This is a genomic window from Buttiauxella agrestis ATCC 33320, from assembly GCF_000735355.1.
In the GTDB taxonomy this organism is placed as follows: Bacteria; Pseudomonadota; Gammaproteobacteria; order Enterobacterales; family Enterobacteriaceae; genus Buttiauxella; species Buttiauxella agrestis.
Genome location: NZ_JMPI01000058.1, coordinates 1 through 16,415 on the forward strand (window position 1 = coordinate 1; position 16,415 = coordinate 16,415).

Below are 16,415 nucleotides of genomic sequence, written 5' to 3' on the forward strand. Positions count from 1 at the left end.
CGCGGTGTTGCCGGCGGCATCGACGCCGGTGACCATCACCTGCACATCGTTGTTGCCTTCGTTCAGGGCATTCGTCGGCACCGGCACTTCATAGCGCAGCTGGCCGTTTTCATCGGTGACCACTTCGCCGCGATATTCATGGCCGTTAACACTGACGACGACTTTATCGCCCGCCTGCGCGTCACCGCTCACTACGCCGGAGATCAGGGTCGGCATCCGGGATTCATTGTGGTTCACGGTATCGTCACCGGCCACAGTTTCAATCGTCAGGACGTTATGCGCCTGGGTATCAAGCGTGACGTTGTGGTGCTCAACGGCAATCGCTTCGTTACCCGCCGCATCGTGGCTAACAACCTGAACCTGAACGTCGTTAGTCCCTTCAGTCAGAATGCTGGTTGGAACCGGCACCTCATAACGCAGCGTGCCGTTGTCATTGACCACAAATCCATGGAAATTCTGCCCATGCACCGTCACGGTCACCGGATCGCCTGCCTGTGCATCACCACCGACCGCGCCGCTTATGAACGTCGGCATACGAGATTCGATGGCATTGACTACATCATCTCCCGCAACGGTTCCGATAGTGACCGAGTTATGAATATCCAGGTCAATATCAACGTGATGATCCGCATAGGCCTGAGTCGTGTTGCCCGCCGCATCGGTAGAGGTGACGGTGGCATGAATATTGGGGTCAGTGAGTAAGCCCTGGGTTGAGACATTAATCTGATAGCCCAGATTGCCATCGGCTAACACAATGACCTCGCCGCTATAGTTCTGACCATGAACGGTGAGTGTCACCGCGTCGCCAGGTTTAGCATCGCCTGACACATTGCCATGGACTAATGTCTGCGGCTGGTGAGATTCGGCGATGTTAATCACGTTGTCTGGCGTGACGCTATCAATGGTTATCTGGTCTTGCGGGCCGTGGGTGTCAATTTCCGATTCGGCGGTGCTTTGCGCAGTGCGCCCGGAAACATCAGTGGCGGTGGCAACCACGGTAATTTCACCGTCTACAAGACCGCTTAAATCAGGCTGGATTGTCCAGTGTCCGTTAGAAACAGGAACATCGACGCTGATTGTGTTTTTTTGGCTATCTGTGAAGACCAGCGTGACGTGATTTTGGTTACTGGTGCCGCTGACGTTGGCGTGATTTATTTCTTCTTTGTTAATGAAGCCATCGTTACCGGCAAAATCTTCAATGTTAACCAGCGGGGGAAGTACAGGCGGGGAGCCGCCGTCGTTTAAACCATTCTCGGGGAGGTTTATTGCCCAGGTCGGTGCGCCGATACCTTGCGTGTTGAAACCGGCCGTTGGGTCGATGATTTGCCCGGTTAAATCCAGCTGCACAAGGGTGTGTCCACCGCCACCGCCTTCAATCTGCACAGGGGGTTCATTGCCCGCTGCGGTCGCTTCTAAGGCTTGCGTCGGGTCAGTACCGTCGGCGATGGCCTGCTGTATGGATGCGACATCTTGCGTGTCATGCTCCACATTATTCACCGCGTTTAAGCCGTGTTCAGTCCAGTGGCTATTACGCCCGAGATCGAGTGTTTTACCGTCTGGCAAAGCCACACTTACCGCACCGCTGGCACCAGTGACAATTTCCTCGCCACTGTAGATTCGGTCACCTTCTTTCAAGAGACGCTGCGAGCCATCTGCTTCTACTACATAAACCTGGCCTATTACCGCCTTGATCACACCGAGTAAATTACTCACAGTACCCTCTCTTGAATATCATCTTTATTTTTATAAATGCCGCAATAAGTTAATTAACCAATAACATTATTCTTTCATTCGCAATACATTCACGGAATATAGAAAAATATCCATTAATGGACATCTCTAATTCGGAGATAATTTAAAATGTAGAAAAAAACACAGTTATTAGAACTCTATTACTGGAGGCTTGACTGAGCGTTAAATATAATCAAAAATGACGCAAAGTGAAACATCACATTACAAAACATTAAATTTCATTTCGAATGAAAGCCGCATTTATTGTGGACAGGCAAACACTTCAGCACTTGTTAATTAATATGATGTTTCGTGTTAAGAGATAATGGATATAAAGCGTGATGTAGGGATATCATTACTATGCGTAATAAGGCATTCAGACAATGCAGAAGTTTTTCTTTTTTATAATTGGTTGTTTATCAATACAATCTGTTAACGCAGAAAGTTTACAAAATACTGTCAAACAAGCCTTATCAAATCATCCTGAAGTTAATGCCTCTGTTAATAGTCGTTATTCTGCTGAACAAGACTTACGCGCAGCTCGCGGCGGCTATCTGCCAACATTAAATCTGGATGCCGAAGCAGGCCAGAAGAATATTAATGATGCTACTACACGCGCAGGCGGCAGTAACAAAGGGATGAACCTTTCCCCGAACGATGCCACGATTAACCTTAATCAGAATGTCTTCGACGGGTTTGCGACGTCAAGCGAAGTAGATCGCCAGAAAGCCACGGTGGACTCTCGTGCTTTTAACGTCTTGAATGTTAGCGAAACAACCGCATTCGAAGTGGTTCAGTCCTATCTCGACGTATTGCAACGCCAGGAATATGTCCGTCTGGCAGAAGACGATTTGGCAAACCATGAACGCATCTATGACCAGATTCGTTTGCGTACCGATCAGGGTGTTGGCCGTTCTGGTGATTTAATGCAGGCAGAGGCCCGTCTTGCGCAGGCTCGCAACAATTTACTGACCGAGCAAACCAACCTCGAAGATGCAAATACGACGTTCTTGAGTGTCACCGGTGAAGCGCCAGAAAACCTCAGTCTGCCGGAAAACATTGATGCTTTGTTGCCAAAATCGCTTGAAGATGCGAAACGGATTATGGAATCCAACAGTCCGCTTCTGAAATCTGCAAATGCCGATATTGAAGCGGCTCGTCAGCAATATGAAGCATCTAAATCAACGTTTTACCCACGCGTTGACGTCGAGCTTGCCCGTAGCGTCAGTAATGACACTGACACCACGCGTGCACATTCTGAAGAGTGGCAAGCGATGGTGAAAATGCATTACAACCTCTATCAGGGTGGCAGCGATAAAGCCGCAATGCAGTCTCGTGCCTATTTGCAAAAACAAGCGCAGGATGTTCGTAATAACACACTACGCCAGATGAATCAGGAAATTGGCCTGGCATGGTCGGCATTAAAAAGTGCCCGTGACCAATTACCCGCAGCCGCTGATTATGCCGACCGTAGTGTAAAAGTCCGTACCGCTTATCAGGATCAATTTAGTTTGGGTGAACGTACGCTGTTAGATTTATTAGACAGTGAAAATGAAGTTTTTTCATCCAAACGTCGTTTAGTGGAATTACGTTACCTGGAAATATCCAGCGGCTACCGTATTTTTGCCCGGACAGGTGAATTATTAAAATCGCTGAAAATTAACCCAACAGCCGCAGGCCAGCCAATAGATTCGGCAAGTAATAATACGCTGCCAGAACTTAATTAATCTCTCGGTGTAAATGGTGGATGACGCTACGCTTATCCACCCTACAAACACAAAACAGTTATTTCGTAGGTCGGATAAGCGCAGCGCCATCCGGCAGAAATTATTTCGTTCACCAGACATAACGCCTAAATGAATTCACAAGTTGAACAGATGAATACCCTGTCAGAAACGCCTCCTGTTGAGGAGTCGCATTATCATGACCCACGTAGCCGCCACGATGATCCTTTGCTCGACTGTCTGTTGGTGCTGTGCTCTTTGCATGGTAAATCTGCGAGCCGCTCAACATTAAGTAGTGGTTTGCCGCTGGAAAACGATCGTCTGACGTTAGCGATATTACCGCGCGCGGCAGCTCGCGCCGGTTTGAAAGCGCGGGTCATCAAACGCACGCTCGATAAAATTCCGGCAATGTCTCTGCCTGCGGTAGTTCTACTTCGTGATGGCGGCGCTGCCGTATTACTGGGCTGGAATGCCGACGGCAAAGCACGCATTATGCCAAGCGAAAGTGAAGGCGGTGAAATCACCATTGACGCAACCGAGCTTGAGTCAATCTATGCAGGCCAGGTCATTTTCGCCCATCCGCGCCATGAGTTTGATTTGCAGTCGGAATCATTCCTGCCACGTACCAAGTCCTGGTTTAAAGATACGCTCAAGCTGTCGCGCTATCTGTATATGGATGCGGTGCTGGCAAGTTTGCTGATTAACCTGATTGCGCTCGGAACGCCGCTGTTTACCATGAACGTGTATGACCGTGTGGTTCCTAACCACGCCACGGTGACGTTGTGGGTTCTGGCGGTTGGGATTTGCATGGCGTTCATTTTTGATTTGATATTAAAAATGCTGCGCGGTGTCTGTCTCGATATCGCCGGGAAAAAGAGTGACCTGATTATTTCCGCCACGCTTTTTGAGCGTATCACCGGCATGGAAATGAAAGCGCGCCCGGCACGCGTCGGCAGCTTTGCACAGAATATTCATGAGTTTCAGTCGCTGCGCGACTTCCTGTCTTCGCTGACGCTGACCACGCTTATCGACCTGCCGTTTACGCTGGTGCTGTTGCTGGTTATCGGGATTATCGGCGGCACTCTGGCGTGGATCCCACTGCTCACCTTCCCTATCGCATTGCTGATTAGCTGGGCATTACAAAAGCCAGTGAATGCGGCAGTGGCCAAAACCATGAGTCTGGCAAGCGAGCGCCAGGCATTGCTGATTGAAACCCTCAGCGGCCTGGATGCCATCAAAGTTAATAACGCCCAGAGCGAGCGCCAGTATCAGTGGGAACAAACGCTGGGTAGCCTGAGTCGCCTGGAATTGCGCGTGAAAACGCTGTCCAGTTTTGCCAGCAACCTGACCGGATGGTTCCAGCAAATGTCTGGCGTCATCATGATTATTGTCGGCGTGTATATGATTATCGGCGGCAAGCTAAGCATGGGTGGCCTGATTGCCTGCTACATGCTCAATAGCCGTGCACTGATGCCGATGGGGCAATTGACCGGGTTGATTGCGCGTTATCAGCAAGCCCGTCTGACCATCAACAGTACCGAAAAAATGATGTCGATGCCGCAGGAACGTCGCGAGCACGAACATCCGCTCAAGCGTGAAAACTTCCGGGGCAGCATTGAGTTTAAAGACGTTGATTTCAGCTATCCCGAGCAGAAAAACCCTTCGCTGCAAAAAATTAATCTGACGATTAAGCCTGGCGAGCGCGTCGGGATTATTGGCCGTAGCGGCTCCGGTAAAAGCTCCATCAGCAAGCTAATTATCAATTTGTACCAGCCAACCGGCGGTAACATTTTGATCGACGACGTCGATGCACGCCAGCTGGATGTGAATGATTTACGCCATAGCATTGGTTACGTTCCGCAGGATATTCAGCTATTTAACGGCACGCTGCGCGATAACCTGATTTCTGGCGCGCGTTATGTTGACGATGAAACCATGCTGCGTGCGGCGGAACTGGCGGGGGTTAACGAGTTCGCACGTATTCACCCGGACGGTTATAACCTGCAAGTGGGCGAGCGTGGAATGCAGTTGTCTGGCGGGCAACGCCAGGCCGTAGCGCTGGCTCGCGCGCTTCTGCTCGAACCTCCTGTTCTGCTGCTTGATGAACCAACCAGCGCTATGGACAACACCAGCGAAGACAGAATCAAACAGGGCCTGGTGCCGTTTGTTGCTGATAAAACCTTGCTACTGGTGACACATAAAGCGTCGATGCTGTCGTTGGTTGATCGCCTGATTATTGTTGATAAAGGACGCATTATTGCTGATGGCCCGAAAGCTATCGTGATGGATGCGCTGAAGAAGGGTCAAATCAATGCGTCTCGCTGAGTTATTTAAAGATTTCCGTCAGCAAGCCCGCCACTATTTTAGTGGTCGCGATGAGAACCAGGCGGAAAATATTAACGAGGTCAGTCATGCACTTATTGATGATTCACCGCGTGTTATCCGTCTGACGCTATGGACTATTTTGGCGTTGGTGGTGTTGGCGTTCATCTGGGCCGGATTTGCCCAGCTTGACGAGGTAACGCGTGGCGAAGGCAAGGCAATTCCCTCCTCCCGCCTGCAAAAAATTCAGAACCTGGAAGGCGGGATTGTCACTGAACTGTTTGTTCACGAAGGGCAAATTGTTGAAGCCGGAACCCCTCTGCTGCATCTGGACGACACGCGTTTTGCATCGAACGTCGGTGAAACGGAAGCAGACAAACTTGGCCTGCAGGCTAAAATTGACCGCCTGAGTGCTGAAGCGGAAGACAAAGATTTCATTATTTCGGATGAGATAATGAAAAAAGCGCCTGATGTCGCTCGTGGCGAACTCGACCTTTTCAACAGCCGCCGTCGACAGTTCCAGAATGAAATCGAAGGGCTTCAGGAACAGTTGGTGCAGAAGAGACAAGAGCTGCGCGATTTCCAGTCTAAGCAGTCGCAATACAAAAACAGCCTCAGCTTGTTACAGCAAGAGATCAAAATGTCTGAGCCACTGTTGGCGTCAGGTGCGATTTCTAAAGTCGAGATTTTGCGTTTACGCCGCACCGAAGTGGAAACCAAAGGTTTGCTGGACTCTGTCGCGCTTTCCATTCCTAAATCTGCGTCCGAAACCAAAGAGATTGAGAATAAGATTGGTGAAAGCCGCAACCGCTTCCAGAGCGATGCACTTTCCCAGCTCAACGAAGCACGCACTAACCTGAGCAAAGCCGAAGCCACGGGCAAAGCCCTGGAAGACCGCGTTAATCGCACTATGGTGGTTTCACCTGTTCGCGGTATCGTTCAGCAAATAATGGTCAACACCATTGGCGGCGTGATTCAGCCGGGCAGTGATTTAGTCGAAATCGTTCCACTTGACGATAAGCTGCTGATTGAAGTGAAGATCCAACCACGTGATATTGCTTTCTTGCATCCAGGCCAGCATGCGATGGTGAAATTTACCGCTTACGATTACACCACTTACGGCGGACTGGACGGTGAACTGGTGCAGATTAGCCCTGATACCGTGACGGATAAAGAAGGCCACAGTTACTATATTGCCCGTCTGCGTACCGACAAGAACTACCTGGGAACAAAGGAGCATCCAATGCTTATTATTCCGGGAATGGTCGCATCGGTAGATATATTGACGGGTAAGAAATCCATTCTGAGTTATCTGCTAAAACCGATTATCCGGGCAAAAGCAGAAGCCTTACGCGAAAGATAAAAAAAAGCCGCAACGAATAACGTTGCGGCTTTTTTCGTCGGCCAGATTAGCTACTGAACGAAGACAACTTCCCACGATTGAGTGTCAACTTACCTTCATTAACCAGTTCCTGTAGAACCTTATGAATAGCACTACGAGAAATATGGTTTCTGCTCAAAATGAAAGTATAAACTGACGTCTTTTCGCGGATCTCAGGCTCAAGTGACCATATATGTTTCACATGCTCAATCACGATTTCGCGAATGGTCTTGTGCGAACGCATATTTTCGCGCTGGAAATAACGTTGCAGATGATTGGTTAAAATATCAAATGCATGCATCCACAAACTTTTTCTGGTGAGCATTTCATTGGCATTAGCCGAACTCATTACCCACATCTCACAGTCGCTATCACAACGCAGATAATGAGACATGACATCATTACGCATCTGTGCCAGGCCGAGTATGGCGGGGGCCGTGAAACTCACCGTGACTAAATCGTTTTCAACCCGGTAAACAGAGACGGAACCTTTTTCAAGGTAAAATATGTTGCCATCCTTTCTCATTTCGATGCGCTGACGTTTCTTTCTCAATGAGAAATACGCGTTTTCAGATTTTTTTATCTCGTCTCCGATGAGCATTACAGATTCATCAAAATTAGGAGTGAACATCAGCTTCTCTTACTCGTGTTATGGGATTGAGATTATCTCCCGATGCAAGGCAAAAGGAGACAGCCCTAAGTGATGATACGTGCTACCAGCAACGTCTATCAATATAGGACATAACGACAAACATGTACTTATACGCCAGGCTTATCTAAATCGTAGGGTGGCAATTTGAAAAGAAACACACAATGAGTGCAATCGCGGTAAGTTAATACCGCAACAATATTATTATATTGAGAATGAATAAACCCGTAGCTCACTATTATTACCCACAGTCGAAATCACCTGTTGAGTAAAGGCGACAGAAATAGTCAGGTATTAAATAGAGCTGGAAAAACTTGCAGCACTGAGCAGCTGAACGCTGAAAATGACCGTTCGCTACCTCTCATGCCATTGCGTCAGCGAGTATATTTATTAATGGACATAAACGTAATTTTTTTAATCTTTCCACCGGGATCTTTCTCTTTGCAATTAAAAAAGAATCAGGGAAAACATGTAAGATATTGATAATTATGGATTTAATGTGTTTAAGAAGAGTGATTAATTTGTTATACAATTTGTCTTTGCAGGCTTCATTCGCAAGCAGAGGGTAAAGTCCCGAAAACACTGAGTTCTTCCATGCTTCATTATGCTTATAATGGCGTGTCAAAAAACTGCCTGAGTTAACGAGAGTACTGGCAACATGTCCGAAGCAGATAATTTATGTTATCTCATTGAAAATAAAATATTATTTAACCCTGAGAAGCAGAGCCTTGTGCATGCTGATAGCCATGAACAGATAAAACTCAAACCAACGGCATCTTTATGCCTGCTGTTGTTGCTCAGAAATCACGGCGAGATAGTCACGCAGAATGAACTGTTGGCCTTTGCGTGGGGAGAAAGTCACAGGCAAGTGAGCTTTAATGCTTTTTATCAAAGTATCCTTTCTTTGCGTAAGTCTTTCCTACAAATGAATGTGGATAAACAAATAATCACCACGATTCCACGTAAAGGATTGGTCATTCAGCAAGAAATAACCATAGAAAAAAAGTGTGTTCTCATTCCTGAAACAGTTACGGAACCTACGGCAGAGGTTGTTCCTCAGAGCACCCCTTTAGCAACTCAAGATGAAACGACCGCCATTTTAGTCGGCAAAACAAAACGTGCTTTGTTAACGCCGGTCGAAGGCATGATTATTATGTTAACCATGCTAATAATCGCGCTACTTATTTATCCACGGGTCATCGGCAAACAATATTTCTCTGGTTATGTTGTCTCAAACAAATATGCTGGCCAATGCCATTATTTCTTAAACGATGATGCCAGTGACCACACGCGGCATGAGGACTTTATCAAGCGACATCCCGAGATGTGTAATAATGATAAATACCTTTATATAACGGCTTACCCTGAGACGAAGAATATTTCTATCATCCTTTGTGCTACCCGCATGGAATTGTCACACGATAATGCCTGCCAGTCCGTCTATTATCCACGGTACGATAGCCAATGAAGATATTCGCAACGATTGCCTCTTTCAGAACTCAGACGCGCATCATTTTTTTAGCGTGTCTGGCTATTGCTACCAGCCTGGCGCTGTACCTTTATCATCCCCAGATAAACGAGAATCAGCACAGTCTGGTTTGCCGGGCAAACTTACAGATAGTCAGAGATAACGCAACATTTCGTGGAATCATCGATTTCAAAGCTGGCGAAGGGAAAGGCATTGCCCATATAAACGGTATTATTGATGCAGCCCCGCAAGAGTACACTGTTCAACGTACTATCCTTTTTACACACACTGATTATGGCCTAAGCCCGGTGTGGGTCTCCCGACAAATTGTCATTTCAAATCGGGAAACCGTACCCTCAGAATTGCTCATAAAATTCCTTCCTGACTTCTACCTGAAGAACTCCGGCGTGACCGATATTGATATTTTTACACTGAACAAGGACGCGGACCTGATCACCAGAGAGGGCATCCCTTACTTGTATTGCCAAAAATATCTGCTGCCTGAAGACGAATAATATTCGCTTAACAGCCTGATTGAGCTAAAGCTTAAGGAAAATTTACTTAAGCTTCATCTTTCCGATAAAAATGCTTCGAACTCCACTTCGCGCCGCATAACACCCTTTGTGCCAAAAAACACTTGTTTAATATACTGTTCAGACCAGATAACCACTACTAATGATATAAAATAAAATACACATAATGATAACCAAAAACACCATAAATATTAACAAGGTAATAGATAACACCGATCTGTATTTAATAAATTGATCACCAATACCTATCAATTACACCTATTAATTATTAGTTATTGATCGTCAATACCGATCTATGTTTGTATTTTATACATTAAGTATGGCGCTTACTCCGCTGACATCCAGGAATTCGACTCTGAAATTCGTTCATTTTTTTCGCTGACCTGATTTCCAGATAGTTATCTTTCTTATTATGAAGAAACATTAAAGTGTTTAGCCAATCATTCGATGAGATGTCTTTCAACAGCACCTGAAAATAATCTTCCAGCAATCATTTACCCCAAAAAAAATAACCTGATGGTGGTTTTCACAATGGTACGTGTGTGGTTTCAGAACAATTTCATTTATCAGTTGAACACCAGCAAGGCATTATTTTTTAACAACAACATTGTTAAATCTATTGTCGCCAGTTCGTTAGCTATTGTTCCCTTTGCAATTATTCGCGCGTTACTCCTGGTATGCTCTGTTATATCGGGCTATGTCGGGTGGCATGCTTTTGCCCTCTGGCTCGATCAATTACAACAAACGCTTATGGATTTCATGCCAATCCTGATGAATGCCTTTATGGCATTACACTGGGCAATTCGTAATCGGAGATCGGTCACTCACTTCCTGACTGTAAATATATGTAGCCTGCTATTTATAAGTCGCGCAATCAGTAACGACCGGCTATTTTTCCTTGATATCTCCATTCCTATTGCACTTTTCTCGGGTATTATTGTTAATTACTGTCTGGATAGATTTATAGGACAGGTCGATAAACAATTAGGTGCGCAGACTAAAAATATCAAAAACACAGTCCTGTTCTTCTTTTCCATATTCACCATTTCATTCTGCACTTTTGTGATGAGTTTTTTGGCACATCATCTGTTTTCACTGGTGCCAGGTTACATAGAAAATGCGCTGCAACACAGCTATCCGCAAACCTTCTCCACAGGGCTTCTGTATATCGTACTACGCTGTATTCCTTGGTTTTTTGGCTTGCACGGTTATTTTTTATTCTACGACATTGATGCCAACTTCCTGGCTGAAGCTCAGGCAAACATCGCGGCATGGCATGCAGGGCACGCCGATCTCAATATATTAAGCCCAGAGTTTTACAATATCTGGTGCACCATCGGCGGAACGGGCAGCACCCTGAGCATGCTGCTGTGCATCATCTTTACTAAGAATAGTTCACACCGCCATATCATCGGCCCGTCAGTCCCATTGGCAATCTTTAATATTAACGAGCCCCTGATTTTTGGCCTGCCTATTGTGATGAACCCAGTGCTGATTATCCCCTTCATTCTGGTGCCCGCGGTTTCATACATCATTGCTTATACAGCGACAGCATGGCATTTGGTACCGGCAATTTCAGTTGCCGTGAACTGGAGTGTGCCGCCAATTATTAGCACGTGGATAGGAACCAATGGTTCCATTGCCGCCATCATTCTGAACTTCATTATTATTGCCGTAGGCATGTTGATATATGCCCCGTTCTTGCAACGCTGGACTATCAGCAAGAAAAATAACCAACAGCAGCACTTATTCTTACCGCCGACAAATCTCGAGTTAATGCCTAACCATCGCAAACTCAAGGACGAAAAAGAGTATATGGAGGCGCTGGATCATGTGCATCAATTGCAATCTAGCGGGCACTTTATTCTCTATTTCCAGCCTCAGGTTCGGCTTTCAGACCGGCGGATTATTGGCATGGAAGCGCTTATTCGACATAAAGATAACGACGGTAAAATATCTCCACCTGTCTTTTTACAATATTACGACCGCTTAAATGCCATGCCAGATATCGATTTTTGGGTAATGGAACAGGCCGTCAGCTATCTTCGTCAGCACTTGAGCCATAACACAGGGATGACACTATCGGTCAACGTATCGCCGCAAACCCTCGTCGATAAACGCCTGTTTAATGTTATTTCACGCATTTTGAGCGAACCTTTGCCTGCTGGCTGGGAGCTTGAAATTGAGATCACCGAGTCGCAGGCCGTGAATGCACCTGAACAAGTTGCTGAGGTTCTCGCTCAACTGAAACTACGCGGGATAAAAATTGCTCTTGATGATTTTGGTGCCGGTTACTCAACGCTCAACTACCTGACTCGCTATCCACTCGACAAAATCAAGCTGGACCGCTCCCTGGTAATAGGATTAGGCAAAAAAGGCGGGCTGCAGTTTCTCAGACAAGTCACAAAATTGTGCCAGATTACCGAGTGTCACGTGGTGATTGAAGGTGTCGAAACAGAAGATGAACTACGACAGATTCTTATTGAAGGTGTTGAAACAGAAGATGAAATGGCGCTGGTACGGTCTGCCGGAATTGAACTCGCTCAAGGATTTTTGTTCTGGCGCCCGTTGCCAATTGATGAAATATGCAAGGTGTTAGAGAAAAATAACGCATCGAAAGAAGCTCAGGACCAGGAACAACACTGATACGCATCAACCCTGTTCAAGGAGTGCAAAAAAGACAACTCGTAAACGGGTTGTCTTTTATTTCCTAAAATTAATAGAAATCTCTTGAAGATAATATGCACATCGTTATTATCCAACCGCAGCTCGATTATAATAAACACATGCCTACCAAGAGTAAATTTTAAGTTAAAGATGTTATTTAATTATGATATTTCATTAGTCCTACTCGCAGTAATTATTGCGTGCCTCACTTTTTATGTCTCTTTTTGGCTATGTAAAGCGGGTGCGCGCAAAAATCATTATTGCTGGCCTTTATGCAGTGGCCCAACGATGGGATGTGGCGTTTGGGTTTTGCATTACATGATAATGCAGGCTCATCATCATAGTCAGGTTATCAATTACAACATTCATAAAACAATGGCTTCACTGTTAATCGCCATTATTGGATGCACACTGGGATTTGGTTGCTTTCTATTCAAAAAATTCCGTGGTAAACGCTATCTTCTTCCAGCGCTGTTATTTTCCTCAACAATTGCATCAATGCATTATCTGGGAGTGGCAGCAATCATCAATGCAGGCCACAGACATGCCAGCATCACGTATGTCATTCTATCGTTAGCCGTTATTTTTATTACCTCATTAATTATGTTGCGTTTAACTCACATGATGTTGGTAATGACGGGTAAAAATGATAGCTATGCCAATTTCTATCGACTCAGTGCAACGGTGACTCTTTGCCTCGGCGTCGCCATTATGCATTTTTTAGGCACCAGTGATTTAAATATGGCGCCTTCATTCAGAGCTTTAACAGCCATCAATCAGGAAGTTCACATAGAAAAAACCATTGCGATGATGTTAATCGTGCTTATTGTCATGATATTTATCATTTCTATATTTATTTGGTTTGTTAATTTCAAAGAACATTTAAGCAATGAGATTCTCAAGCGCGAGTTAATTGCTAAAAACTTGCAGCTGAAAAAAATGACGCAACACGATGCGCTGACTCAATTACCTAATCGCTTTTATCTGCAAAACCATTTGCACACTCTGTTTGAGCGTCAGGTAGAACCGCTGCACATTTTGTTTCTTGACCTGGATGGCTTTAAACGTGTGAATGATGTCTGGGGGCACGCCATTGGCGATGAGTTGCTGGTTAGCATTTCACAAACGCTCAGAATCGTGGTCAGTGATGAGGGTTTTGTTGCCAGAATTGGCGGTGATGAATTTATCATCGTGGTTTGCCAACGTGAGAAAGCAGCCGTTATTGAACTTGCTAAGAAAGTACTCGCCTCGGTCTCCGGTGTTTACACTCTCTCTGCAACCACCATTGATTTTTTGTCTGCCAGTATTGGCATTTCCATTTACCCCGAACACGGGCGCGATATTGCCACATTGTTGAAAAAGGCAGACACGGCAATGTATTACATAAAAAACAAGAGTAAAAACAATGTGATAATTTATGACGATACCGAGATGATATTACCAACATAAAGTATGAAATTAAAATAACCGAGTATAAATACTACTCACTCTTAAGCAATGGATGCTTGTTAATCATTCCAGAATCTGGAATTTGTGTATAAAAGCAGACATTGATGATGCAAATTTCTTCGTTGTACAACAAATACAAAGATAATTGGTGGGCACTTCCATTAATTCTCCCGTTCATACTCTATCCCATCACGCAGCGCCTGAGTACCTACGGTATTGTTGACGGGTTTGACATTCCTTTCATTTATTTCAATATGGCGCTGATGACGGTCCTTACCATGATGTATGGTGTAAAGGCCATTCCAGGAATCGCTCTTTGCATATTCTCCCGGGTGTATCCCGACAGGGGGTTTGAACCTGCACTGATGTCGATTTTGCATTATTTCACCTCGATCGTCATTAGCTGCGCCGGGTATTACTACTTCACCGGTAAGAAAGGTCTGGCAAGTTTCGGGCGTTATAACTTGACCTGGCAGCGTATATTTTGGTTAGTATTTATTAACACCACTCTCTTCTTAAATTATTTCCAGGCGGTGCTTTACCTGGGGTTATTTGGAGGGTATGACAAGATGATGTACGTTAACCCTTTCACTACACGTACATTAATTAATTATCACGCCATGCTGGTCGGAAATATGATCGGGTTGCCAATGGTTTATCTGGTTATTCGCTCTATCCGAAATCCTTTCTATTTAATTAAGTATGGAAAAAAAGTTCGTCATCAGCTTGCAGAAGACTTGCGCGTTATTGAGCTTATTTGTTTACTCGGTTCTCTAACGTTGTTAACAGCGCTCATGATTTATGAAAGAAATCATACGCTAATGCTGATGAATTCAGTCTACACGCTGACATTATTGCTACCCGTAATGATATGGGCAACGTTGCGACTGGGACATGCCGCTGTTTCTATCGTATGGTGGGTGATCGTTATTGTTTTGTGCAAATATTATCAGAGCTACGTCCCCAGTGGTGGTGATTTCGATTTGCATCTAGCGATCGCGACTTCTTGCTTCTCTGCTTTCTCAATAACCATCACGTTAATGGCGATCAATATTACTCGCCAGCGGGCTTTGAACGTAAAAACCAAAAGGTTAATGAGCATTGACCCGGTCGTTCACTTACCAAATTTGCTTGCCCTCGATGCCGATTTAAAACAGAACACTATCTCAATTTTGTGCCAACTCTATGCTCCGGATCTCGAGTTGCTAGGCCGCCATTATGGTCTGCTGATGCAGGTTCAATACAAACAGCAATTGGCTCAGTTTTTAAAACCCGTGCTAAAAGAAGATGAGCGAATTTATATTAGCTCAGGCCATGACTTAATCGTTCGTATGTCCCCATTGAATGCCGAAAAACGAATTGCCGAGCTTTATAACAAAGCCAAAAAATTCCGTTTCATTCGTGACGGCGTAAAACTGTACCCGCAAATCGGCTGTAGCTACTGCATCATTAATTACCCCGTCGGCCATCTGTATATGTTGATTGGCGAACTCCGCGCGCTGGCAGAAATTTCACTGACCACCAACCTGCCTGTCGATATGAGAAAACACAGCAGCCGCCAGGTGCAAAACCAGGTTAAAACCAAAGTTGATATGATGAATCAACTTCAGCACGCGCTCGAATTAGATCGATTCGTATTGATGGCTCAACCCATTGAGAGCAAAAATGGCGATCGATACCATGAGGTGCTGCTGCGGATGCGGGGTAACAATGACGAGATTATCTTCCCGGATACCTTCCTGCCGGTGGCACATGAATTTGGCATGTCTTCCAGCATTGATCTGTGGGTGTTAAACAACACGATGAAGTTTATGGATGAAAATCGTGACTCGCTGCCAAACCAACGCTTTGCCATAAACCTGACTCCTGCCTCTATCTGTCGCGCAGACATGGCAGCGCTGATTGAAAGACTGTTAATCCAGCATGGAATTGCTCCTGAGCAGATTGTCCTGGAAGTCACGGAAACAGATGAACTGACCAACAATGTGCAGGCAGAAAAAACGCTGGATGCGATGCAGCGCCTGGGCTGCAAAATTGCCATTGATGATTTTGGCACCGGTTATGCCAGCTATGCTCGCCTGAAAAATATGCGTGCCGACATTCTCAAAATTGATGGCAGTTTTATACACAAAATCAATTCCAGCGAGATGGATTACAAGATTGTGCAGTCCATTTGCGAACTGGCGCGCATGAAGAATATGACCCTAGTGGCGGAGTTTGTTGAAACCGAAGAGATTCGCCATACGTTATTCCGCATGGGCGTAGATTATGTGCAGGGCTATTTGATTGGTAAACCCGCACCGATTGAGAGCATTCAGACAATAAATTGAGGTTTATTTAACAATTTAAAACAATACAGGGGAGCCTCAGCTCCCCAAAATCAATGACCGCTTATCCGGCGTTACTTTTTCATGTTGGCGGCCGTTGCACTTGCCACTACAATTCCAGGCATTGATGAATACCATTCATAATCCCTATCCTCCCCTCTGTG

At 45.4% G+C, this 16,415-nt stretch carries 10 protein-coding genes; 8 read left to right on the forward strand and 2 right to left on the reverse strand.

All coding sequences use genetic code 11. The annotated features are described in order from the left end of the window. Nucleotides 1-1,713 (reverse strand): retention module-containing protein (locus GBAG_RS16455; RefSeq protein WP_034498169.1); only part of this gene is annotated, 1,713 nt, incomplete at its 3' end. Nucleotides 1,714-2,114: 401 nt separating this feature from the next. Here GBAG_RS16455 and GBAG_RS16460 point away from each other — a divergent pair. From GBAG_RS16460 to GBAG_RS16470, 3 genes are all read left to right on the forward strand, one after another. Further along, complete coding sequence (locus GBAG_RS16460) at nucleotides 2,115-3,458, forward strand: TolC family outer membrane protein (RefSeq protein ID WP_034498171.1); 1,344 nt, start codon at nucleotides 2,115-2,117, stop codon at nucleotides 3,456-3,458. A 150-nt stretch (nucleotides 3,459-3,608) separates the two neighbouring features. Beyond that, nucleotides 3,609-5,780 (forward strand): type I secretion system permease/ATPase, encoded by a 2,172-nt coding sequence (locus GBAG_RS16465; RefSeq protein WP_051873744.1) that lies wholly within the window; start codon nucleotides 3,609-3,611, stop codon nucleotides 5,778-5,780. Continuing rightward, nucleotides 5,767-7,140 carry an HlyD family type I secretion periplasmic adaptor subunit gene (locus tag GBAG_RS16470; protein ID WP_034498175.1) on the forward strand — a complete coding sequence of 458 codons (1,374 nt, stop codon included), beginning with the start codon at nucleotides 5,767-5,769 and terminating at the stop codon, nucleotides 7,138-7,140. Before GBAG_RS16465 ends, GBAG_RS16470 begins: the two co-directional genes overlap by 14 nt. 46 nt (nucleotides 7,141-7,186) lie before the next feature. Here GBAG_RS16470 and GBAG_RS16475 read toward each other — a convergent pair whose 3' ends face one another. After that, the gene (locus tag GBAG_RS16475; protein WP_034498177.1) at nucleotides 7,187-7,789 is read right to left on the reverse strand and encodes a helix-turn-helix domain-containing protein; all 603 of its coding nucleotides are present in this window, start codon (nucleotides 7,787-7,789) and stop codon (nucleotides 7,187-7,189) included. A 676-nt stretch (nucleotides 7,790-8,465) separates the two neighbouring features. Here GBAG_RS16475 and GBAG_RS16485 point away from each other — a divergent pair. The 5 genes from GBAG_RS16485 (at nucleotide 8,466) to GBAG_RS16505 (ending at nucleotide 16,254) form a co-directional block, all read left to right on the forward strand. Continuing rightward, nucleotides 8,466-9,275, forward strand: coding sequence for a winged helix-turn-helix domain-containing protein (locus GBAG_RS16485; protein ID WP_034498181.1), 810 nt, complete (start codon nucleotides 8,466-8,468; stop codon nucleotides 9,273-9,275). Continuing rightward, nucleotides 9,272-9,790 carry a hypothetical protein gene (locus GBAG_RS16490; RefSeq protein ID WP_034498183.1) on the forward strand — a complete coding sequence of 173 codons (519 nt, stop codon included), beginning with the start codon at nucleotides 9,272-9,274 and terminating at the stop codon, nucleotides 9,788-9,790. Before GBAG_RS16485 ends, GBAG_RS16490 begins: the two co-directional genes overlap by 4 nt. Nucleotides 9,791-10,339: 549 nt before the next feature. Beyond that, on the forward strand, nucleotides 10,340-12,454 hold the full coding sequence (locus tag GBAG_RS16495; protein ID WP_167333348.1) for an EAL domain-containing protein: 2,115 nt from the start codon (nucleotides 10,340-10,342) through the stop codon (nucleotides 12,452-12,454). A gap of 171 nt (nucleotides 12,455-12,625) precedes the next feature. Further along, nucleotides 12,626-13,924 (forward strand): sensor domain-containing diguanylate cyclase, encoded by a 1,299-nt coding sequence (locus GBAG_RS16500; protein ID WP_081908426.1) that lies wholly within the window; start codon nucleotides 12,626-12,628, stop codon nucleotides 13,922-13,924. Between the two features lie 104 nt (nucleotides 13,925-14,028). Then, nucleotides 14,029-16,254: a sensor domain-containing phosphodiesterase gene (locus GBAG_RS16505; protein ID WP_081908427.1), complete on the forward strand. Its 2,226-nt coding sequence runs from the start codon at nucleotides 14,029-14,031 to the stop codon at nucleotides 16,252-16,254. The last annotated feature ends 161 nt before the right edge of the window (nucleotides 16,255-16,415 follow it).